Annotated in this window: 14 protein-coding genes; 11 read left to right on the top strand and 3 right to left on the bottom strand. The window is 72.8% G+C overall.

From position 1 onward, the window contains the following. The first annotated feature begins 49 nt into the window (after positions 1 to 49). Both BOQ63_RS40935 and BOQ63_RS40930 read left to right on the top strand, forming a co-directional pair. On the top strand, positions 50 to 1033 hold the full coding sequence (locus tag BOQ63_RS40935) for a carbohydrate ABC transporter permease (protein ID WP_072656009.1): 984 nt from the start codon (positions 50 to 52) through the stop codon (positions 1031 to 1033). Positions 1034 to 1038: 5 nt separating this feature from the next. Further along, positions 1039 to 1899 (top strand): carbohydrate ABC transporter permease, encoded by an 861-nt coding sequence (locus tag BOQ63_RS40930; RefSeq protein WP_072656008.1) that lies wholly within the window; start codon positions 1039 to 1041, stop codon positions 1897 to 1899. A gap of 48 nt (positions 1900 to 1947) precedes the next feature. On the opposite strand, the gene BOQ63_RS40925 is transcribed toward BOQ63_RS40930, so the two are convergent. After that, positions 1948 to 3171, bottom strand: a complete 1224-nt coding sequence (locus BOQ63_RS40925) for an RNA-guided endonuclease InsQ/TnpB family protein (protein ID WP_072656007.1) — start codon at positions 3169 to 3171, stop codon at positions 1948 to 1950. Between the two features lie 213 nt (positions 3172 to 3384). On the opposite strand from BOQ63_RS40925, the gene BOQ63_RS40920 reads away from it, so the two are divergent. The 7 genes from BOQ63_RS40920 to BOQ63_RS40890 all read left to right on the top strand — a co-directional run bounded on the left by BOQ63_RS40920 (position 3385) and on the right by BOQ63_RS40890 (position 15274). Beyond that, positions 3385 to 4848: a glycoside hydrolase family 1 protein gene (locus tag BOQ63_RS40920; RefSeq protein WP_072656006.1), complete on the top strand. Its 1464-nt coding sequence runs from the start codon at positions 3385 to 3387 to the stop codon at positions 4846 to 4848. Between the two features lie 121 nt (positions 4849 to 4969). Next, complete coding sequence (locus BOQ63_RS40915) at positions 4970 to 5974, top strand: LacI family DNA-binding transcriptional regulator (RefSeq protein ID WP_454131658.1); 1005 nt, start codon at positions 4970 to 4972, stop codon at positions 5972 to 5974. A 437-nt stretch (positions 5975 to 6411) separates the two neighbouring features. Further along, on the top strand, positions 6412 to 7569 hold the full coding sequence (locus tag BOQ63_RS40910) for a glycoside hydrolase family 11 protein (RefSeq protein ID WP_072656004.1): 1158 nt from the start codon (positions 6412 to 6414) through the stop codon (positions 7567 to 7569). 96 nt (positions 7570 to 7665) lie between these two features. Then, positions 7666 to 9087, top strand: coding sequence for a non-reducing end alpha-L-arabinofuranosidase family hydrolase (locus BOQ63_RS40905; RefSeq protein ID WP_046385776.1), 1422 nt, complete (start codon positions 7666 to 7668; stop codon positions 9085 to 9087). 265 nt (positions 9088 to 9352) lie between these two features. Then, entirely contained in the window at positions 9353 to 10273 is a 921-nt protein-coding gene (locus BOQ63_RS40900) for an NADP-dependent oxidoreductase (RefSeq protein ID WP_030279297.1), read from the top strand. 167 nt (positions 10274 to 10440) lie between these two features. After that, positions 10441 to 12852, top strand: a complete 2412-nt coding sequence (locus tag BOQ63_RS40895; protein ID WP_030279295.1) for a SpoIIE family protein phosphatase — start codon at positions 10441 to 10443, stop codon at positions 12850 to 12852. 388 nt (positions 12853 to 13240) lie between these two features. Beyond that, positions 13241 to 15274, top strand: coding sequence for an alpha-amylase family protein (locus BOQ63_RS40890; protein WP_079183980.1), 2034 nt, complete (start codon positions 13241 to 13243; stop codon positions 15272 to 15274). Here the strand turns inward: BOQ63_RS40890 and BOQ63_RS40885 are convergent, their stop codons facing one another. Both BOQ63_RS40885 and xylB read right to left on the bottom strand, forming a co-directional pair. Further along, on the bottom strand, positions 15275 to 16432 hold the full coding sequence (locus BOQ63_RS40885) for an ROK family protein (protein WP_078656283.1): 1158 nt from the start codon (positions 16430 to 16432) through the stop codon (positions 15275 to 15277). 75 nt (positions 16433 to 16507) lie between these two features. After that, entirely contained in the window at positions 16508 to 17938 is a 1431-nt protein-coding gene (gene xylB / locus BOQ63_RS40880; RefSeq protein ID WP_030279290.1) for a xylulokinase, read from the bottom strand. A 98-nt stretch (positions 17939 to 18036) separates the two neighbouring features. On the opposite strand from xylB, the gene xylA reads away from it, so the two are divergent. Further along, positions 18037 to 19209: a xylose isomerase gene (xylA, locus tag BOQ63_RS40875; protein ID WP_072655999.1), complete on the top strand. Its 1173-nt coding sequence runs from the start codon at positions 18037 to 18039 to the stop codon at positions 19207 to 19209. Between the two features lie 217 nt (positions 19210 to 19426). Beyond that, positions 19427 to 22279 carry a glycoside hydrolase family 2 TIM barrel-domain containing protein gene (locus tag BOQ63_RS40870; RefSeq protein ID WP_030550371.1) on the top strand — a complete coding sequence of 951 codons (2853 nt, stop codon included), beginning with the start codon at positions 19427 to 19429 and terminating at the stop codon, positions 22277 to 22279. The last annotated feature ends 54 nt before the right edge of the window (positions 22280 to 22333 follow it).

Genomic DNA, 22333 nt, shown 5'->3' with positions numbered 1-22333 from the left:
CTGCCCCGGCCGGGCCGGGACGGCGCCCCCTCCAGAGAGGTCCTCACCCATGCTCGACGAGGCCGTCCCGGCCACTCCCCTCGGCAGGCCACGCCCCGCTCCCCCGCCGCCGCGCCCCTGGCGCGCCCGGCTCTACCGGTGGGACCTCAAGGCTTCGCCGTACCTGTACGTCGCGCCGTTCTTCCTCTGCTTCCTCGCCTTCGGACTGTTCCCGCTGCTCTACACCGGCTGGGTCTCGCTGCACAGCGTCGACCTGCAGACCTCCGACCAGATGCAGTGGCGCGGCTTCGACAACTACACCCGGCTGCTCCACGACGACCTGTTCTGGAACGCCCTGCGCAACACCGTCACCGTCGGCCTGCTGTCCACCGTGCCGCAGCTGCTGATGGCCCTCGGTCTGGCGCACCTGCTGAACTACCGCCTGCGCGGCCGCGGCTTCTTCCGGATCGCGATGCTCGCGCCGTACGCCACCTCGATCGCGGCGGCGACCCTGGTGTTCACGCTGCTGTTCGGACGTGACTACGGGATGGTCAACTGGCTGCTGGGCAACCTCGGCCTGGGCCACGTCGACTGGGAGGGCGGCACCTGGACCTCCCAGATCGCCGTCTCCACGATTGTCACCTGGCGCTGGACGGGCTACAACGCCCTGATCTACCTCGCCGCCATGCAGGCCGTCCCGCACGACCTGTACGAGGCGGCGGCGCTCGACGGCGCCAACCGGTGGCAGCAGTTCCGGCACGTCACGGTGCCGTCCATCCGGCCCACCATCCTGTTCACCGTCGTGGTCTCCGGCATCGGGGCCACCCAGCTCTTCGGCGAGCCACTGCTGTTCGGCGGCGGAGCGACCGGCCACAGCGGCGGCTCGGCCCACCAGTACCAGACCCTCGGGCTCTACCTGTACGACCAGGGCTGGTACGCCTTCCACCTCGGCCGGGCCGCCGCCGTGGCCTGGGCGATGCTGCTGATCCTGCTGGCCATCGGCGCGCTCAACCTCGCCCTGGTCCGCATCCGCCGCAGCCGGAACGGAGGTTGAGAGCGATGGCCGTCAACCCGGGACGACGGCGCGCGGGAGCCCGCGGCCTCACCGGAGCCGGACCGTTCACGTACGCGGTGCTGATCCTCGTCGCCGTCCTCTCCCTGTTCCCCCTGTACTGGACGCTGGTCGGCGCCTCGACCTCCGGCAGCCGGATCGCGCAGACCCCGCCCCCGCTGCTGCCCGGCGGGAACCTGTGGCACAACCTCGACATCGCCTGGAACCAGGTCCACATGGGCCAGGCACTGCTCAACTCGGTGGTGGTGGCGAGCTGCGTGACCGCCAGCACCGTGCTGTTCGCGACGCTGGCCGGCTTCGCCTTCGCCAAACTGCCCTTCCGGGGCCGCAACGCCCTGCTGAGCCTGGTGGTGGCGACCATGACGGTGCCCGCCCAGCTGAGCGTCATCCCGCTGTACCAGATCATGGCGCGGCTGCACTGGACCGACCGGCTCCAGTCGGTGGTCCTGCCCAACCTGGTGGCCGCGTTCGGGGTGTTCTTCATGCGGCAGTTCCTGTCGGAGGCGTTGCCGATCGAACTGGTCGAGGCCGCCCGGATGGACGGCGCGAGCAGCCTGCGGATCCTGTGGAGCGTGGTGCTGCCGATCGCCCGGCCCGGGATGGCCGTCCTCGGCATGCTGGTCTTCGTCCAGTCCTGGAACGACTTCTTCTGGCCGCTGATCGCACTGAGCCAGAGCAATCCCACCGTGCAGGTCGCGCTGGCCGGGCTCGGCGGCGGATCGTACGACTCCGACCAGGCCGTCATCCTCACCGGCGCGCTGCTCGGGACCGCACCGCTGCTGCTGGTGTTCGCCCTGCTGGGCAGGCAGGTCGTCGGAGGCATCACCGCCGGCGCAGTCAAGAACTGATCTTCAGTCGTTGACTTCCTCCCCTCCCTGGAAGGGAGGGGATTCCCCTCAGCCTCGCGGCTGAGCCGCTGCGCGTGTGCGCTGCGGTGGGATGACTTCCTGCTTCATCGACGACTGCCCGCCCGGAGTGCTCCGTTGAGGTCTTACACCGTCTCCACAGGCTGCAACCGCCAGTCCGGCGGCCAGGATGTTGCGTGCCGCGTTCACGTCGCGGTCGTGGACTGCTCCGCAGTCGCACGCCCGCTCGCGGACGTTGAGGGGCATCTTGTCGCGGATGGTTCCGCAGGCCGAGCACAGCTTGGAGCTGGGGAACCACCGGTCGATGGTCACCAGGTCGCGGCCGTACCACGCGCACTTGTACTCCAGCATGGTCCGCAGCTCGGTCCAGGAAGCGTCCGAGATGGCTCGGGCGAGCTTCTTGTTCTTGAGGAGGTTGCGGACGGTCAGGTCCTCGATCACGACCAATTGGTTTTCGTGGACGAGTCGGGTGGTGAGCTTGTGCAGGAAGTCCCTGCGCCGGTCGGCGATCCTCGCGTGGACGCGGGCGACCTTCGCGCGGGCCTTCTCGCGATTCTTCGAGCCCTTGGCCTTGCGGGCAAATTCCCGCTGGGCCTTGGCCAGACGCTCCCGATCCTTGCGCTCGGACCGGGGGTTGGTGATCTCCTCCCCGGTGGAGAGCGTCACCAGACTGGTGATCCCGGCGTCGATACCCACCGCCGCGCCAAGCGCGGGCAGGGGTTTGACGCCGGGGTCCTCGCACAGCATGGAGACGAACCAGCGCCCCGCCGCATCCCTGGACACGGTCACAGTGGACGGCGACTGCCCTTCGGGCAGGAGACGCGACCACACGATACGCAGCGGCTCCGCCATCTTCGCCAGTGTCAGTTGACCGTCGCGGTACCGGAATGCGCTGGTGGTGTACTCGGCGCTGTCGCGGGACTTCTTCTTCGACTTGAACCGGGGGTACCTCGCCCGCTTCTGCCAGAAGTTGGAGAACGCCCCTTGCAGGTGCCGGAGAGTCTGCTGGAGCGGCACGGAGGAGACCTCATTGAGGAACGCCAGCTCCTCGGTCTTCTTCCACGCCGTCAGCATCGCGGACGTGGCGTTGTAGTTCACCCGCTCCTGCCGCATCGTCCACGCCTCGGACCGGGCATGCAACGCCATGTTGTAGACGAGCCGCACACACCCGAACGTGCGCGACAGCTCAGCCGCCTGCGCATCGGTCGGATAGAAGCGGAACTTGAAGGCCCGCTTCACCTGAGTGGTCGTCATGGATCGCACACCAGCGCCAATCTTTGTGACCATCTGCGGCTGATCAACCTACCGAGACACCGGTTCGCTCTGGCGGCGAAACGGCTATCCCTGCCCCGCTACGCGGGAGCTTCGTTTCTCCCCCGCAAGCGGGAGGTACCCCCACCCCCGGCTGAGGCCGGGGGTATCCACGAAGGAGTCCTGATGAACCCGCGAGAAACGAAGAAGCCAGCGATGACTTCCGCACGGACCGGGTCGGCCCCGGTCAACGCCTCCCCCTCCGCCTTCCCCCCTGGTTTTCTCTGGGGAGCCGCGACGGCGGCCTACCAGATCGAGGGAGCCGTCGACGTCGGCGGCCGGACCCCCTCGATCTGGGACACCTTCAGCCGCACCCCGGGCCGGACGGCCGGTGGCGACACCGGTGACCGCGCCACCGAGCACTACCGCCGCTACCGGCAGGACGTCCGGCTGATGAGCGAACTGGGCCTGGGCGCCTACCGGTTCTCGGTGTCCTGGCCCCGGGTCCAGCCGACCGGCCTGGGGCCGGCCGTCGAACCGGGCCTGGACTTCTACCGGCGCCTGGTGGACGAGCTGCTGGAGCACGGCATCCAGCCCGCCCTGACGCTCTACCACTGGGACCTGCCACAGGACCTGGAGGACCTCGGGGGCTGGCCCGCCCGCAGCACCGCGGAGCGGTTCGCGGACTACGCCGCGCTGGTGGCCGATGCCCTCGGCGACCGGGTCGGCATCTGGACCACCCTCAACGAACCCTGGTGCTCGGCCTTCCTCGGTTACGGCTCAGGGGTGCACGCCCCGGGCCGCACCGACTGGACCGCCGCCCTGCGCGCGGCCCACCACCTCAACCTCGGCCACGGACTCGCGGTCGAGGCGCTGCGCACGGTGCTGCCCCGGGACGCGCGGATCGCGGTGTCGCTCAACCTGCACGAGGTGCGACCGCTCACCGCGTCCGCGGCGGACCGCGAGGCCGCCCGCCGGATCGACGCGGTGGGCAACCGGGTCTTCACCGGACCGATGCTGAACGGCGCCTACCCCGACGACCTGCTCGCCGACACGGAACACCTGGTCGACTGGCAGGCCCTGGTCCACGACGGCGACCCGGCCACGATCGCCCGGCCGGTCGACCTGCTCGGCGTCAACTACTACACTCCGACGGTGGTTTCGGCCCTGCCGCACGGGCAGGACCCGAACCTGGCGACCGCGGGCGAGGCGGGTCACGGCGACGGTGCCCAGTCCCCCTTCGCCGGCTGTGCCGACGTGCTCTTCCACCGCGCGCCCGGCCCGCGGACCGTCATGGGCTGGCCGATCGACCCGTCCGGCCTGACCGACCTGCTGCTGCGCCTCCACCGCGAACATCCCGGGCTGCCGCTGATGGTCACCGAGAACGGTGCCGCCTTCGACGACCGGCTGACGCCGGAGGGCACGGTGCACGACCCTCAGCGCATCGACTACCTGCGCGGACACCTCGACGCCGTCCGGCGGGCGATCGCCGCCGGAGCGGACGTGCGGGGCTACTTCCTCTGGTCGCTGATGGACAACTTCGAGTGGGCGTGGGGCTACGGAAAGCGGTTCGGTCTGTACCACGTGGACTACGCCACCCAGACCCGGACCGCCAAGGACAGTGCCCGCTGGTACGCGGAGGTGATCCGCCGGAACACGCTGCCTGACCTGCCCGGGTGAGGGTGCCGGATCCCTTGACGCAGACCGTTCAACCCTCCAAGCTGGCAGCCGGTGGGTGGACCGGCGCAGGACGGGTTCGGGGTGCGGTTCCCGTGTCGAGGATCGATCCAGGACGGCCCCCATGCCCCAGCCCTTGCGCAGCAACGACCCCGCTCCGACACTGGCCGAGGTCGCCCGGCGCGCCGGTGTCTCCACCGCGACCGCCTCCCGGGTGCTGAATCGTTCCGCCCCGGTGTCCACCGACGTGGCGGCCCGGGTGGAACGGGCCGCCCGCGAGTTGGCGTACGTCCGCCTCCGGGCGGCCAGTGCCCGGGAGACCGGCGTGGTGGCCGTCGTGGTCTTCGCCGATCCGGCGCAGTACCACGCCGACGCCTTCCCGGTGCGGCTGCTGTCCGGGCTGCGGCGCTCCCTGCCGGGCGCAGAGCGGGAGCTGGCCGTCTTCACGGTGCCGAGACGCTCCCGGCGGCCACCGCTGGTGCGCTACCTGTGCGGTGGTCACGTCGACGGCGTGTTGCTGGTCGGCCCCTGGGGGGACACCGCGCTCGTCAGGCTGCTGCACGCGGCCAGGGTGCCCGTGGTGTCGCTGGGCCGGCCGCCGGAGCCGGGCACCGTGGCGTTCGTGGACGCGGACAACCTCGCCGGCGCCAGGGACGCGGTACGGCGGCTGTGCGCGTCCGGGCGCCGCTCGGTGGCCACCATCGCCGGACCGCCGGACACCGCCGCCGGCGCGGACCGGCTGGCCGGCTACCGCCAGGTGATGGCCGCGGTGGCGGCGGTACGGCCCGCCGTGGCCTACGGCGACTTCAGCAGCGCCTCCGGTGAGCACGCGATGCAGCGGCTGCTGGACCAGCGCCCCGAGGTGAACGCGGTGTTCGCCGCCTCCGACCAGATGGCCGCGGGCGCCCTGCGGACCCTGCGGCGGCGCGGCCTGCGGGTGCCGGAGGACGTCGCGCTGATCGGCTTCGACGACGCCCCCGTCGCGGCGCGCTGCCGACCTGGCCTGACCACCGTCCGCCAGCCGGTGGAGGAACTCGGCTCGCACGCCATGGAGTTGCTGCTGGGGAACCCGGCGCGCGGCGAATCGGTGGTGCTCCCCACACGGCTGGTCGTCCGGGCATCGGGCTGAGCGCACCGCGGAGCGGTCACTCGCATGCGGTCCGAAACTTTCGAGCCGCCGACTCCCGCAACTCACTGGCCGCGCTGCCGGGAACGGCAGGTTCCCGTCGGACTCTTCGGCCACCAGGGGCTTGACCATTGCCTTTGGAGGAAGAGGCGGGGCGGCGCCCTCGCCGACTCTTTCGCCCTCTCGGCCGCAAGAGTTGACAGCTTGTCGGGGGCAGGCCAACACTGTCGCCGTCGACACCTGTGCACGGCCGTGGCCCCGGATCCGGGTCGCATGCGCGTGCCGCCGGCCACCTTTCGCCGTTCGCCGGAGCGGCGGTGACGGCACGTCGACTCCCTGCGCCGCCATGCGGTGCCGTCCGGCCCACCCTTCCCTCGGCGGTCACCGGGTGGCGCAGGGCCCCTCCCCGCCCCCCACCCATCGGCAGAACGGATCACCCTGTGAAATCTCCCCACCCCGAGAGCCGCAAGGTCGGCCGCCTCCGGCGGTCCGTCGGCAAGGTGCCCCTTCTCGCGCCGGCCCTGGCGGTCGTCCTGCTCCTGCCCGGCACCGCCGACGCCGACACGGTGACCACGAACCGGACCGGCACCGACGGCGGATACTTCTTCTCGTTCTGGACCGAGGGCACCGGCTCGGTCTCGATGTCGCTGAACGGCGGCGGTCACTACGGCACCTCCTGGACCAACGCCGGCAACTTCGTCGCCGGCAAGGGCTGGAGCACCGGGTCCCGCAATCCGGTGACGTACTCGGGCACCTGGAGCACCAACGGCAACGCCTACCTGTCGCTCTACGGCTGGAGCACCGATCCGCTCGTCGAGTACTACGTCGTCGACAACTACGGCTCCTACAAGCCCACCGGCACGTACAAGGGCACCGTCACCAGTGACGGCGGCACCTACGACATCTACGAGACGACCCGCTACAACGCCCCCTCCATCGAGGGGATCAGGACCTTCAACCAGTACTGGAGCGTCCGTCGGGACAGGCGGACCGGCGGGACCATCACCGTCGGGAACCACTTCGACGCGTGGGCCGGGCACGGCATGAACCTCGGCATCCTGAACTACGAGATCCTGGCCACCGAGGGCTACCGGAGCAGCGGCAGCTCCGACATCACGGTGGGCGGTTCCCCTGGCGGGGGCAGCGGCGGCGGCACGCCGGGCGGAGGCATCACCCCCGGCGCCGTCTACACGCTCACGGACGCTGCCGCCGGTCGCGTGCTCGACGAGCCCGCGGGGCAGAACGGCAACGGCACTCCGCTCCAGGTGTGGGACGCCAACGGCCGTGCCGCCAACCAGAAGTGGCGGGCGGACCGGAACGACGACGGCTCCTACACGCTCACCAACGTAGCCTCCGGCCGGGCGCTGGACGAGCCGAGCGGCCGTACGGGCAACGGGACGAGGCTCCAGGTCTGGGACTCCAGCGGCGCCGCCAACCAGCACTGGCGGGCCGACCGGAACGACGACGGCTCCTACACCCTGACCAACGTCGCCTCCGGCCGGGCCCTGGAACTCCCGGGCGGTCAGACCGCCAACGGCACGCCCGTCCAGGTCTGGGACTCCAACGGCGGCGCCAACCAGCACTGGAACCTCGGTTGAGCCGGGCCCCGGGGCAGGCGGCGCCCTCTGCGCCAACGTTTGTTAGCGCTCACATACTCGTCTGTCGGCCCCACCCGGCCGTGAAGGAGTCTCCCCATGCGTGAACGAAGGTCCTGTCTCCGGCGACCGCACAAGATGCTCGTCGCCGTCGTCGCGGCCGTGGCGGCGTTGGCGGCCGTACTGGTCGCCGGCCCGGCGCAGGCGGCCACCAGCGGCGCCCTTCGCGGCACCGGTTCCGGCCGCTGCCTCGACGTGGCGAACGCGAGCCGGACGGACGGCGCTCCCCTCCAGGTCTACGACTGCTGGAACGGGGCCAACCAGCAGTGGACGTTGACACCCGACAACCAGCTGACCGTGTACGGCGACAAGTGCCTGGACGTTCCCGGCCACGCCACCGCCGCCGGTACCCGGGTGCAGATCTGGACCTGCACCGGAGCCGCGAACCAGCAGTGGCGGGTCAACGCCGACGGCACGGTGGTCGGCGTGGAGTCCGGGCTCTGCCTGGACGTCGCGGGCGCCGGTACGGCCAACGGCACGGCGGTGGACATCTGGCAGTGCAACGGCGGCAGCAACCAGAGCTGGACCGGCCTGTCCTCCTCGGCCCCGCCGGGCGGCTCGTGCGCGCTTCCCTCGACGTACCGGTGGTCCTCGACCGGCGCGCTGGCGCAGCCGGCGAACGGCTGGGTTGCGCTGAAGGACTTCACCGACGTGGTGTACAACGGCAAGCACCTGGTCTACGCGTCGAACGTGTCGGGGTCCTCGTACGGCTCGATGGCCTTCGCCCCCTTCACCAACTGGTCCGACATGGCCTCGGCCGGGCAGACCGGGATGAACCAGAACGCGGTTGCGCCCACCCTGTTCTACTTCGCGCCCAAGAACATCTGGGTGCTGGCGTACCAGTGGGGCCAGTGGCCGTTCATCTACCGCACCTCGAGCGACCCGACCAACCCCAACGGCTGGTCCGCGCCGCAGCCGCTGTTCACCGGCGGCATCCCGGGCGCGGCCCCGATCGACCAGACGCTGATCGGTGACGACCAGAACATGTACCTGTTCTTCGCCGGTGACAACGGCAGCATCTACCGGGCGAGCATGCCCATCGGAAACTTCCCCGGCAACTTCGGCTCCTCGTACACGACGGTCATGAGCGACTCGGTGAAGAACCTCTTCGAGGCGCCGCAGGTCTACAAGGTCAAGGACCGGAACCAGTACCTGATGATCGTCGAGGCCCGCGGCGCGAACGAGCAGCGCTACTTCCGCTCCTTCACCGCCACCAGCCTCAACGGCCAGTGGACCCCGCAGGCCGCCAGCGAGAGCAGCCCCTTCGCGGGCAAGGCCAACAGCGGCGCCACCTGGACCGACGACATCAGCCACGGCGACCTCGTCCGCAACAACCCCGACCAGACCATGACCATCGACCCCTGCAACCTCCAGCTCCTCTACCAGGGCAAGTCCCCCGCCGCCACCGGCCCCTACGACCAACTCCCCTGGCGTCCGGGCCTCCTCACCCTGCGACGCTGACCCACCCGTCACGACGGGGCACGAGGAACCCCGGCCGCCGTTGCGGCCGGGGTTCCGTCCGAAGCCGGTGAGCCGGGCCGGATTCCGTGAGCGCTGACAAGTCGTTGCTGACCGGGATGGGCCCTGGCCCGGAATCGGTGTTCGACAGCCCCGTCCGGCGGTTCGGGGATGCCGGGCACCGGCCCACGGCATAGCGTGGCCGATGGCGCCCCGCCCCCGGTGGCGGTGCGCGAGGCCGCAACACCGCTTCCCTGGAGGTCAGTTCATGCGCGCCGTGACCTACGACTCGTACGCCCAGGACAACTCCCGGCTGAAGTACGGCGAGGTGCCCGATCCCAAGGTCGGCCCCGGGCAGGTGCTGATCCAGGTCCGGGCCGCCTCCGTCAACCCGGTCGACTGGAAGGTCATGGCGGGTGGCCTGGACGGCATGATGGACACGGTGTTCCCCGTCATCCCCGGCTGGGACGTGGCCGGCGTCGTCACCCGCACCGGGCCGGACACTCCCGAGTTCGCCCCGGGGGACGAGGTGATGGCGTACGCCCGCAAGGACGTGGTGCAGGCCGGCACCTTCGCCGAGTACGTCGCGGTCGCCGCGCCCGCGGTGGCGCGCAAGCCCTCCGGGCTCGACTGGGCCCAGGCGGCCGGACTGCCGCTGGCTGGCCTCACCGCGTTGCGCAGCCTGGACCGGCTCGACGTCGGCCCCTCCGACGTCCTCCTGGTGCACGGCGCCGCCGGCGGCGTGGGCAGTCTCGCGGTGCAGCTCGGGCGCGACCGCGGCGCCCGGGTGATCGGCACCGCCTCCGAGCGCAACCACGCGTTCGTCCGCGGCCTCGGCGCCGAGCCGGTGACGTACGGCGACGGCCTGACCGAGCGGGTGCGCGCACTGGCGCCCGGCGGCGTGTCGACCGTCGCGGACTTCGTCGGCGGCCAGCTGGAGACGACCCTGGCCGTACTCGCCGAGGGCGGACGGCACGTCTCGGTCGCCGATCCCGGGGTGTCCCAGCACGGCGGCCACTGGATCTGGGTCCGCCCGGACGGCGCCGCGCTGGCCGAACTGGCGGCGGTCGTGGACCGCGGCGCGCTGACCGTGGAGGTCGCCCGGACCTTCCCGCTGGAGCGGACGGCCGAGGCCTTCGACGCCAGTCGGACCGGTCACACCCGCGGCAAGCTGGTCGTCGAGCCGTGACCGAGTGCCCTCCCCGCCGGGGGCGCGCGTGGCGGGAGCCGGACCCGGGGCGTGTCTCCGAACGCCCGTCGTCCGCCCGCAGGCGGGAGCTCGAAGACAGGCCCTAGGGTGGAGCAAGGCCGCCGGAATCCGTTCCGGCTTGCACCGCTGCCCGGACGGAGGCGCGCGTGGAGACGACTGGCGAGCAGGACGCACCCACCGCCGCTGTCGTGGTCGGACCGGACGGCGTGGTCAGCGGCTGGAGCGAGGGCGGGCGGCTGCTGCTGGGCTGGAGCGCGGAGGAGACCGTCGGGCGCCCCGTGACGGACTTCCTGGTCGATCCCCGGCCCGGTTACCCCGCGGACGCCGGCCCCGGCACCACGTCGCTCACGCTGCGCCACCGGGACGGGTCCGCGGTGGACGCCGCGGTGACGGCCCACCCCCTGAACGGCGGCGACGGACAGCCGCTGGGCCAGGTGCTGACAGTCCAGCGCTGGGACCGCCGTCCGGTGATCGCCGACCGGGCCTTCGAACAGTGCCCCTTCGCCCTCGGGGTGTACGACCCCGAGCTGCGGTTCCTGTGGGTGAACGCCGCCGCCTGCCGGGTGATGGCGCACTCGGAGGCCCAGGTGCTCGGTGACAAGTACCGTGAGCTGTTTCCCGAACTGGACGACGCCGCGTACACCAACCAGCTCTCCGAGGTGGCCAGGACGGGCGAGCCCGCGCGCCTCATCACGGTCTTCCGGCCGCGCGGCAGCGCCTCTGCCACCGCCTGGGCCACCAGCATGTGGCCCGTCCGGGACACCGGGGGCAGGGTACGCGCGGTCGCCAACTGGGCTTTCGACATGAGTGCGGAGTACTGGGGCCGCCAACGCCTGCTCCTCCTCAACGAGGTCGGCAGCGGCATCGGCCGGACCCTCGACGTGGTCAGCACCGCCCGGGACCTGGCGACCGCCTCGGTGCCGGGCTTCGTCGACCTCGTCACCGTCGACCTCTTCGACGAGGTCCTGCGCGGGGAGGAACCGCCCGCCGCCGCGGTCACCACCGATGGCACCGTCACGCTCAGCCGCGCCGCCCGGCACAGCACGCAGGAGGACCCCGACGGGCCCTCCGGACCGGTGACGCCGGTCGGGTACGCCTCCGGTTCCGTCGCCGCCCGCTGCATGGCCGCCGGCACGTCCATGGTCCAGCTCGCCGCCGAAGCCGACCAGGGCGGCGGGTGGGCCTTCGGCCCGGGCCTGGCCGCCGACCCCGCCCACTGGCCGCCGGGCCTCCCACTGATCGACCGGACCATCCTCGCCCAGGGACTGACCGGCCGGATCACCGTGCCGCTGCTGGCGCGCGGCGCCGTGCTGGGCGTCGTCGCCTTCGCCCGGAAGGACCGGCCCGAGGCCTTCACCGCCGACGACCTGATCCTCGCCGAGGAGCTGGCCGCCAAGGCCGCCGTCGCCATCGACAACGCCCGCAGGTACACGCGCGAGCACACGACCGCGCTGACCCTGCAGCGCAGTCTGCTGCCGCAGCGGCTGCCGAGCCACAGGGCGGTCGAGGTGGCGTCCGGATACCTGCCCGCCGGGGCTGGCGCGGGCGTGGGCGGAGACTGGTTCGACCTCATCCCGCTGTCCGGCGCCCGGGTCGCCCTGGTCGTCGGCGACGTCGTCGGCCACGGCGTGCACGCCTCCGCCGGCATGGGCCGGCTCCGCACGGCGGTGCGCACCCTGGCCGACGTGGACCTGCCGCCGGACGAACTGCTCACTCACCTGGACGACCTGGTCCTCCACCTCCCGGACGACTCCGGGCCCGACGGCCGTTTCGAACCGACCGGCGAGACCGGCGCCACCTGCCTGTACGCGGTGTACGACCCGGTCTCCCGCCGCTGTGCCCTGGCGAGCGCGGGCCATCCGCTGCCGCTGATCATCTCGCCGGACGGCACCGGTGTCCCGGTCGAAGCGCAGCTGGGGCCCCCGCTGGGCATCGGCGGCCTGCCTTTCGAGGCGACGGAGTTCGAGCTGCCCGAAGGCAGCCTGCTCGCCCTCTACACCGACGGGCTGGTGCGGAGCCGCGAGCGCGACGCCGAGCGGGGACGCGCGGCCCTGCTCCGGATCCTGAGCGAACCGGGCACCTCGCTGGAGGCGCTCCGCGACACGGCGATGAAGGCCATGCTGCCGGAGCACCGCACCGACGACGCGGCCCTCCTCCTCGCCCGCACCCGGGCGCTGGATCCCGACCACGTCGCCGACTGGGGCATCGAGCCCGACTCCGCACAGGTGGCGCACGCCCGGCAGCTGGCCGCCGACCAACTGGCGCTCTGGGGCCTGGAGGAGCCGGCGTTCGTCACCGAACTGGTCGTCAGCGAGCTGGTCACCAACGCGATCAAGTACGGCCGACCTCCCATCAGACTGCGGCTGATCCGCGATGCCTCACTGATCTGCGAGGTCTCCGACGGCAGCGACACCGCCCCGCACCTGCGCCGGGCCCGCACCTTCGACGAGGGCGGACGCGGCCTGATGCTGGTCGCCCAGCTCACCCAGGGCTGGGGCACCCGCCACACCACCAAGGGCAAGACGATCTGGTGTGCCCAGACCCTCGGTCCGGCGTAATCCCCTGCGCGTCGCGCTGTGCACCCACCACCTGCTTCGACGACACCTGCCCCGGCCCGGGGTGGGCGGGCGGAACCCGGCCCGGGGAGGAACGCACACCGGTCCGGACTCCGGCACCTGGGCGTCCATCCGCTCGCTGGAGGTCGACGACCGCCCGTTCGCCGGCCCGACCGCTGCCGCCCCTCGAGACCGCACCGCCGGGTGACAGCGCAGGTCGGTGACACGGCGTCAACCCCACGTGAGATCCCATGTCGGAGAAGAGTGCCATCGACGCCTCGCAGCCCTGCGCATCGGGATCTGTCGAATTTGCCTCTGTGACAAGCAACTTCAAAGTTACCGTCGTGAAACCCCTGGACTCGCCGACGCGGGACTTCTATAAATCCATCCCATGACCCAGGATTTTGTGAGCGCTCTCAACCCCAGCCGCTTCCCCCGGCGCACGGTGCACCTGGACTTCCACACCGGTCCCGAAATCCCCGACGTGGGGCGGGACTTCGACCCGGTGTCCTTCGCGCGGACCTTCCGGGACGCCCACGTCGACAGCGTCACCGTCTTCGCCAAGTGCCATCACGGCCACCTCTACCACGGGACCGACCGGCCCGAGCGCCACCCGGGTCTCGCCCCCGGCCTGGACCTGCTCGCCGAGCAGGTCCAGGCCCTGCACTCGGTCGGCATCCGCGCGCCGATCTACCTGTCGCTCCAGGTCGACGAGTACGCCGCCCGCGAGCACCCCGAATGGGTCGCACACGACGAGAACCTGAAGATCGCCCGCTGGACGCCTTCGGCCTTCCAGGCGGGCTGGAACATCCTCGACATGTCGAGCCCCTACGCCGACTACTTCGCCGACCAGTTGGACGAGGTGCTGCGGCGCTTCGCCCCGGTCGACGGCATCTTCGTCGACATGTGCTGGAGCCAGCCGAGCCTGAGCCGCTGGGCGGTCGACGGGATGCGCCGGGAGGGCCTGGACCCGGCCGACGCCGACCACCGGGCGCGCTACGCGGACCTGGTGGCGCAGCGCTACATGGCGCGCTACTCGGCGATGGTGGAGAAGGCCCTCCCGCCGGACGCCGCCCAGGGAGTCTGGTTCAACGGCCGCCCGAAGACCCGGCTGCCGCAGGAGCGGCCGTTCGTGCGGCACGTCGAGATCGAGGGGTTGCCCACCGGCGGCTGGGGCTACGCCTTCCTCCCGTACGTGGCCCGCTTCGTCCGCCCGCTGGGGATGCCGACCCTCAGCCACACCGGGCGGTTCCACGAGAGCTGGGGCGACAACGCCGCGCTCAAGCCCCGCGCTGCGCTGCTCTACGAGAACAGCCGGATGCTGAGCCACGGCCTGACCAGCGGCGTGGGCGACGTGCTGCACCCGCGGGGCGTGCCCGCTCCGGCGGTGTACGAGCTGATCGGCTCGGTCTACGGGCACATCGAGGCCTGCGAGCCGTTCGTCGAGGGCGGGGAGGTCGTCAGCGAGGTCGCCGTGGTCGTCGACCCGGGTCTGGGCGACCATCCCGGCGCGAGCAACATCGGCGCCGTGCGGGCGCTGCAGCAGCTCCGGATCCAGTTCGACGTCCTCCCGCCGACGGCCGACCTGGGCGCCTACCGGGCCGTGGTGGTGCCGGAAACCACCCCTGTCGACGACGGCCTGGCCGAGCGCCTGGGCGCGTACCGCCGGGCCGGTGGCGCCGTGCTGCTGGTCGGGGCCGCCCTGCTCAGGAACGGCACGGAGCCCGTCCTACCCAATCTGCCGGTGGAGGGTCTGGCCCCGGCCCCGGACGGCGAGGTCTTCCTCGCCTGCCGGGGTGTCCCCGGCGTCCCGGAGGACTTCCCGGTGATCAGCCACGGCTCCCGGCTGACCGCCCGCGCGCTGCCCGGCGCCGAGGTGCTGGCCCGGGTCGTCGCGCCCTACTTCCCGCGCTCCTGGGACCGCTTCTGCGGGCACTCCTACACTCCCCCGGCCGACCCGACCGAGGAGGTGGCGGTCGCCGTCGGCGACGGGGTGGCCGCGGTGACCGTGTCGTTGCTGGAGGCCTTCCACGACCACGGTCTGGAGGCGTACCGCCGACTGCTCGGCGCCGCGCTGGACCGGCTCCTGCCGGACCCGCTGGTCCGTGCGGGCGGGCCGGTCCACCTGGAGACCACCGTCGTGCGGACCGGCACCGGCACCGTGGTGCACCTGACCAGCTTCGTCCCGTCCCGGGAGACCCCGGAACTGGACCTGGTGCACGACCCGTTCCCGCTGGTCGACGTGCCCGTCGCCGTCCGGGTCGCCGCCGTGCCGCACTCGGTGCGGCTCCAGCCCGCCGGGCGGGAACTCCCCTGGGAGCACGACGGCGAGTACGTCCACGTACGGGTCACGGCAGCGGACGGGCACGCGATGGTCGTGGTCGAGCACGACCTCCCGGACGGGCCGTCCGGTACGGGCTCCTGATCACCCGGCGGGAAGCAGGGTCGGGTCCGCCATGATGCGGCGGATCGTCGTCAGCGCCGCGCCCAGCAGGGGCCCGCGTCGCCCGAGCGCGGAGGGGCGCAGCGCCTCCGCGGCCCAGGGCCGCACGGTGACCCGGGCGGCCAGCTCGGCGCACACGGACGGCAGCAGCCAGTCGGCGAGCTCGGCGTAGGCGCCGCCGAGGACGAGGCCGTCCGGGTCGATGAGGTCGACGGCGGACGTGAGGGCGAGACCGAGGGCACGGCCCGCCCGGTCGAGGGCCGCCAGGGTGGGCGCGTGTCCGTCGGCTGCCCGCTCGGCCAGCAGGGCGACCGGGTCTCCCGGGCCGTGCTGCGCGAGACCGGCCTCGCGCAGCACGGCCGCCTCGCCCGCGTACTGCTCCAGGCAGCCCCGGGCGCCGCAGGCGCACTCGGGGCCCTCCGGGTGCACGGGGACGTGGCCGAGTTCGCCGGCGAAGCCGCGGGCGCCCCGGAACAGTCGCCCGTCGATGACCAGGGCGGCGCCGATCCCGGCCCCGGCGGAGACGTGCACGAAGGTCTCCACCGGGGTTCCGGCGTTCCAGTACTCGGCCAGCGCCCCGAGGTTGGCCTCGTTCTCCGGCTCGGGCGCGGTCTCCGGCTCGGGCCAGTGGTCGGCGATCCCGACGGTGTGCCAGCCGAGGTTGGGCGCGCGCTCGACCAGTCCGCGGGGTTCGTTCGGCACCACGCCGGGCACGGCCAGGACCCGGCCCTCGACGCGCAGGCCGAGGGCCGCGGCCTCGGCCTCGGCCTCGGCGGCCAGCGCGGCGAGTTCCGCCAGTACCGTCCCGGGGGGCCGGCCCGCGTTGGCCCGTTCCACCCGGCGCCACAGCCGCGGCTCGCCGCGCAGGTCCGCGACGCACGCCCCGAGGTGGCCGACTCCGATCTCCAGGCCGAGGCCCGCCGGGCCTTCGCCGCTCACCGTCAGTGCCCGTCCGGGTCTGCCGACCCGTCCGCTGGCGGTGGCCGCCGCCTCGGTCACGGCTCCGCGGCCGATCAGCTCGTCGACGAGCGAGGAGACCGCCGCCCTGGTCAGACCGACCCGACCGGAGACGTCCGCGCGGGAGAGCGGGCTGTGCGCGGCCACCGCGGCGAGGACGACCGCCAGGTTCTGCCGCCGCATGTCCTGTAGCGACGCGGGCCCGTTCGCCGCGCTCCTGCTCGCCGCCCTGCCGACCACCGCCACGTGCCGCCCCTCCTACCGGTCCTCGGCCGGGGCTCCCTGCAAGGCCCCGGCCCGACGCAGGGTATCGCCGATCCTCGTGAGCGCGGCCTCGTCCTTCTCCACCGGCTCCAGAACCGGGCCGTGGGCCGTCCGCCAGCGGCGCGCCACCGCGTCGGCCGGCTCGCCGGTGAGCAGTGCGGCGGCCTGGGCGGCGGCGCCGAGCGCGACCAGTTCCTGCGCGTCGGGCACCTGGACGGCCCGGCCGGAGAGCCGCAGCACGGTCCGCTGCCAGGCGAGCCCGCGGGCGCCGCCGCCGATCAGCAGCAGCGGTTCGTCGCCCGCCGGATCCGCGCCGCCCGCGCGCAGCACACCGTCCAGGGCGGCGAGCAGGGCGTGGGCGGCGCCGTCGTAGGCGGCCTGCAGCAGTTGCCCCGGAGTGGTGTCGTGGCGCAGGCCGTGGACCAGGCCTGAGGCGCCCGGGAGGTCCGGTGTGCGCTCGCCGTCCAGGTAGGGCAGGACGACGGCCGTGCCGCCCTCCTCGACCTCGTCCCGGCCGCGTCCGAGGAGAACGGCGAAGCGGTCGACGGCGAGGGTGCAGTTGAGCGTGCAGGCGAGCGGCAGCCAGCGGCCGAGGGCGTCGGCGAAGCCCGCGACGGTGCCGGTCGGGTCGGCGGGCCTGTCGTGGCCCACGGCGTAGACGGTGCCGGAGGTGCCGAGGCTGAGTACCGGCTGCCCGGGGAGCAGCCCGAGCCCGAGGGCCGCGGCCATGTTGTCGCCGGTGCCGGTCGCCACCGGCACGCCCGCTCGCAGCGGCGTGCCCGGGCGGACGACGCCGGCCCGCTCGCCCGGCGCGAGGACCCGGGGCAGCAGGCCCGGGTCGAGTCCGATGTGGGCGAGGAGGTCGTGGTCGTAGCCGTCCGGCCCCCACCAGCCGGTTCCCGAGGCGTCACCCCGGTCGGTGACCGCCTCTCCGGTCAGCCGCTCGGTCAGGAAGTCGTGCGGGAGGCGGACGGCGGCGGCCCGCTCGGCGGCGGCGGGCTCGACGGCGCGCAGCCAGGCCCACTTGGCGGCGGTGAAGGCGGCGGTGGGGACGCTGCCGGTGCGGCGGGCGAGCTCCGCCGCTCCGATCGCGGCCGACAGCCCGGCGGCCTGGGGCGCGGACCGGACGTCGTTCCAGAGCAGCGCCGGGCGGACCGGCGCCCCGCTCGTGTCGAGGGCGACCAGGCCGTGTTGCTGGCCGGCGACCGAGACGGCGGCCGCACGGTCCGCCCAGCCCGTCGCCGCCGCGGCCTCGCCGAGCGCCTGCCACCACTGCTCGGGATCGCTCTCGCGGCCGGTGCCCGTGCTGACGGTGTGCGGGGCACGGCCCTGGCCCAGAACGGTGCCGGTGTCGATGTCGACGGCGAGGGCCTTGGTGGACTGCGTCGAGCTGTCGAGGCCGATCACGACACGCTGCTCAGCCATGCGTTCCTCCGGTGCGGGGGGTTCCTTCCGACGTTCCGGCATACTAATTTGTTGAGAGTCCTGACAAACACCCCCTGGCACTGATCCGGAGCCGCTCCATGTCCAGCGACCCGCTCGCCCCCACCCCCGCGCACAAGTTCACCTTCGGCCTGTGGACCGTGGGTTGGCAGGGGCGCGACCCCTTCGGCGACGCGACCCGCCCCGCCCTCGACCCGGTCGAGACCGTTCAGCGTCTGGGCGAACTCGGCGCCTACGGCGTCACCTTCCACGACGACGACCTGATCCCCTTCGGCGCGGGCGACGCCACCCGCGAGGAGACCGTCAAGCGCTTCCGCGCCGCGCTGGACGCCGCCGGGCTGAAGGTCCCGATGGCGACCACCAACCTGTTCACCCACCCGGTCTTCAAGGACGGCGCCTTCACCGCCAACGACCGCGACGTACGGCGCTACGCGCTGCGCAAGACCATCCGCAACATCGACCTGGCCGTCGAACTCGGCGCCTCGGTCTACGTCGCCTGGGGCGGGCGCGAGGGCGCCGAGTCCGGCGCGGCCAAGGACGTGCGGACCGCGCTCGACCGGCTCAAGGAGGCCTTCGACCTGCTGGGCGAGTACGTGGAGCAGCAGGGCTACGACCTGCGCTTCGCGATCGAGCCCAAGCCCAACGAGCCGCGCGGCGACATCCTGCTGCCCACCGTCGGCCACGCCCTGGCGTTCATCAACGAGTTGGAGCGTCCCGAGCGGGTCGGCCTCAACCCGGAGGTCGGCCACGAGCAGATGGCCGGCCTCAACTTCCCGCACGGCATCGCGCAGGCCCTGTGGCACGACAAGCTGTTCCACATCGACCTCAACGGCCAGTCCGGCATCAAGTACGACCAGGACCTGCGCTTCGGCGCGGGCGACCTGCGGCAGGCCTTCTGGCTGGTCGACCTGCTGGAGTCGGCCGGCTACGACGGCCCGCGGCACTTCGACTTCAAGCCGCCGCGCACCGAGGACGCCGACGGCGTCTGGGCCTCGGCGGCCGGCTGCATGCGCAACTACCTGCTGCTCGCCGAGCGCTCCCGCGCCTTCCGGGCCGACCCCGAGGTCCGGGCCGCGCTCGCCGCCTCCCGGCTGCCCGAACTCGCCCTCCCGACGGCCGATGACGGCGTCGCCGGGCTGCTGGCGGACCGCTCCGCCTTCGAGGAGTTCGACGTGGACGCCGCAGCCGGCCGCGGCATGGCCTTCGAGCAGCTGGACCAGCTCGCCCTCGAACACCTCCTCGGCGCCCGCTGACCGGTGCCGGAGCCCGGCCGGGTCGTGCAGGCGGCACGACCCGGCCTCCACGGCGGCCGGGAGCTACGGTGGTCGTCGTGACCGCCCGACGGGGAACCGAGGGACCACCGCTGCGCCCCGGTTCGGTTTTCCGGCCCGCCGGGAGGTGAAGCAGTCCATGGCGACCCGACCGTCCACCTCTCCTGTCACCACTGATCACACAGGGAGCGCCAAAGGGATGACGAACGACTACTTCGAGGACCACTCCCCGGGCCGAGGAACCATGACGCCCCGCGCCTGGTACGCCTCGTCGAGCGCCACGAGCCTGTCGCTGAACGGCAGTTGGCTCCTGCGGGTCTCGCCGACGGCCGACGCCCGGGACGAGTCCTTCGCCGAGCCCGGATTCGACGCTGCCGACTGGGCGGAGGTGACCGTCCCGGGGCACTGGGTCCTCCAGGGCGACGGCGCCTTCGGCCGGCCCGCGTACACCAACCACCTGTACCCCTTCCCGGTCGACCCGCCACGCGTGCCGACGGAGAACCCGACCGGCGACCACCTGTACCGCTTCGACCTGCCCGAGGACTGGCCGGACGACGGCGGCGCGGTGCTGCGCTTCGACGGTGTCGAGTCCTGCGCCCGCGTCTGGCTCAACGGCACCCGGCTCGGCGAGTTCAAGGGCTCCCGCCTGCCGCACGAGTTCGCCGTCGGCCACCTGCTCGAGCCGAGCGGCAACGTGCTCGCGGTACGCGTCCACCAGTGGTCGGCGGGCTCCTACCTGGAGGACCAGGACCAGTGGTGGCTCCCCGGCATCTTCCGCGACGTCACCCTGCGGCACCGCCCGGAAGGCTGCGCGGGCGACTTCTTCGTGCACGCCTCCTTCGACCACCGCACGGGCCAGGGCACCCTCCGCGTCGAGTCCGACACCGCCGGACGGGTGTCCGTGCCGGCCCTGGGCATCGACGTCGCGACGGGAGCCACCGTCACGGTGCCGGTGCGGCCGTGGTCCGCCGAGGTGCCGACGCTGTACGACGGCGAGCTGGTCACCGCCGGCGAGCGCGTCCCGCTACGGATCGGCTTCCGCACCGTGGAGCTGGCCGACGGGCTGATCAGGGTCAACGGCACAGCGGTGCTCTTCAAGGGCGTCAACCGCCACGAGTGGCACCCCGGGACGGGGCGTGCCCTCGACCCGGAGACCATGCGCCGGGACGTCCTGCTGATGAAGCAGCACAACATCAACGCCGTCCGCACCGCGCACTACCCGCCCCACCCGGCCTTCCTAGACCTGTGCGACGAGTACGGCCTGTGGGTCATCGACGAGTGCGACCTGGAGACCCACGGCTTCACCGAACAGGACTGGCGCGACAACCCCGTCGACGACGACCGCTGGACCCCCGCCCTGCTCGACCGCGCCGCCCGCACGGTCGAACGCGACAAGAACCACCCCTCGGTCGTCATCTGGTCGCTGGGCAACGAGGCCGGCACCGGACGGGGCCTCACCGCGATGGCCGAGTGGATCCACCACCGCGACCCCTCCCGCCTCGTGCACTACGAGGGCGACCCGAACAGCCGCGACACCGACATGTACTCACGGATGTACGCCGGACACGCCGAGGTCGAGCGGATCGGCCGGGAACTGGACGGCGGCACCCACAAGCGCCGCCGGCTGCCGTTCATCCTCTGCGAGTACGGCCACGCCATGGGCAACGGCCCCGGCGGACTCGCCGAGTACCAGCGGCTGTTCGAGACCTACGACCGGCTGCAGGGCGGGTTCGTCTGGGAGTGGATCGACCACGGCATCGCCCACCCCGGACTCGGCTACGCCTACGGCGGAGACTTCGGCGAGGAACTGCACGACGGCAACTTCGTCTGCGACGGCCTGGTCTTCCCGGACCGCAGGCCGTCCCCCGGTCTGCTGGAGTACAAGAAGGTCATCGAGCCCGTCCGCATCCACGGGGACGGCGCCGACGGCACCGTGACGGTCACCAACCGGTACGACTTCGCCGACCTCGCCGCACTGGCCTTCGAGTGGTCGTACCAGGTGGACGGCGAGACGGTCGAGACCGGCCCGCTGGTCGTGCCTCGGCTCGCGCCCGCCGAATCGGCGGTGGTGAAGCTGCCGCCGCGGCCCGCCGGCCCCGAGGACGGTGAGACCCGGTGGACGGTCCGGGCGGTGCTGGCGGCCGACACCGCGTGGGCTCCCAGGGGCCACGAGGTCGCGTGGGGCCAGTTCCCGGTGACCGAACGGACGCGGCCGGTCCTCCGCCCGGCCGTCGGCCCCGTCTCGGGCGACGGCGCGATCACCCTCGGCCCGGCCCGCTTCGACCCCCGTACCGGCGCGCTCGGGTCCATCGGCACCGTCGAGGTCAGCGGCCTGCGACTGGACGTGTGGCGGGCGCCCACCGACAACGACGAGGGCACCGACTGGCTGACCGGCACCCGAACCGCCGCGCTGTGGCGAAACGCCGGTCTGCACCGCATGCGGCACCGGCTGGACGCGGTGGAACTCGGCGAGAACACGCTCACCGTGCGGACCCGGGTGGCCCCGGCCGCCCGGGAGTTCGGCCTCGACACGGACTACCGCTGGACCAGCGACGGCGACCGCCTGCGGCTGACCGTGTCGGTGCGGCCCGACGGCGAATGGCCCGTGCCGCTGCCCCGCCTCGGCGTGCGGCTCGCGCTCGCCGCGGCGGACGAGGTGCGCTGGTTCGGTGCCGGCCCCCACGAGGGGTACCCGGACACCAGGGCCGCCGCCAGGCTCGGCCGCTACGAGTCCACGGTCGACGAACTGCAGACCCCCTACGTGCGCCCGCAGGAGAACGGCGCACGGGCCGACGTCCGCTGGGCCGAGATTGGCGGCCTGCGCATCGAGGGCGACCCGGCCTTCTACTTCACCGCCCGCCGCTGGACCACCGAGCGACTGGACGCGGCCGCCCACCTCACCGACCTCACGCCCGGTGACGCCGTGTGGGTGAACCTGGACCACGCCCTGCACGGCATCGGCACCGCCTCCTGCGGGCCCGGCCCGCTGCCCCGGTACCAGCTGCGGGCCGAAGGAGCCGAGTTCGCCTTCGTCCTCTCGCAGCTCCGCTGACCGGCGCCCCCCTGCGAACCACCCGGCGCGGCCGGCGTGACCGGCCGGTCACGC

The organism is Streptomyces viridifaciens (assembly GCF_001888885.2).
Classification (GTDB): Bacteria; Actinomycetota; Actinomycetes; order Streptomycetales; family Streptomycetaceae; genus Kitasatospora; species Kitasatospora aureofaciens.
Note: the sequence above shows the minus strand (reverse complement) of the source record. Positions and strands in the feature narration are given on the sequence as shown.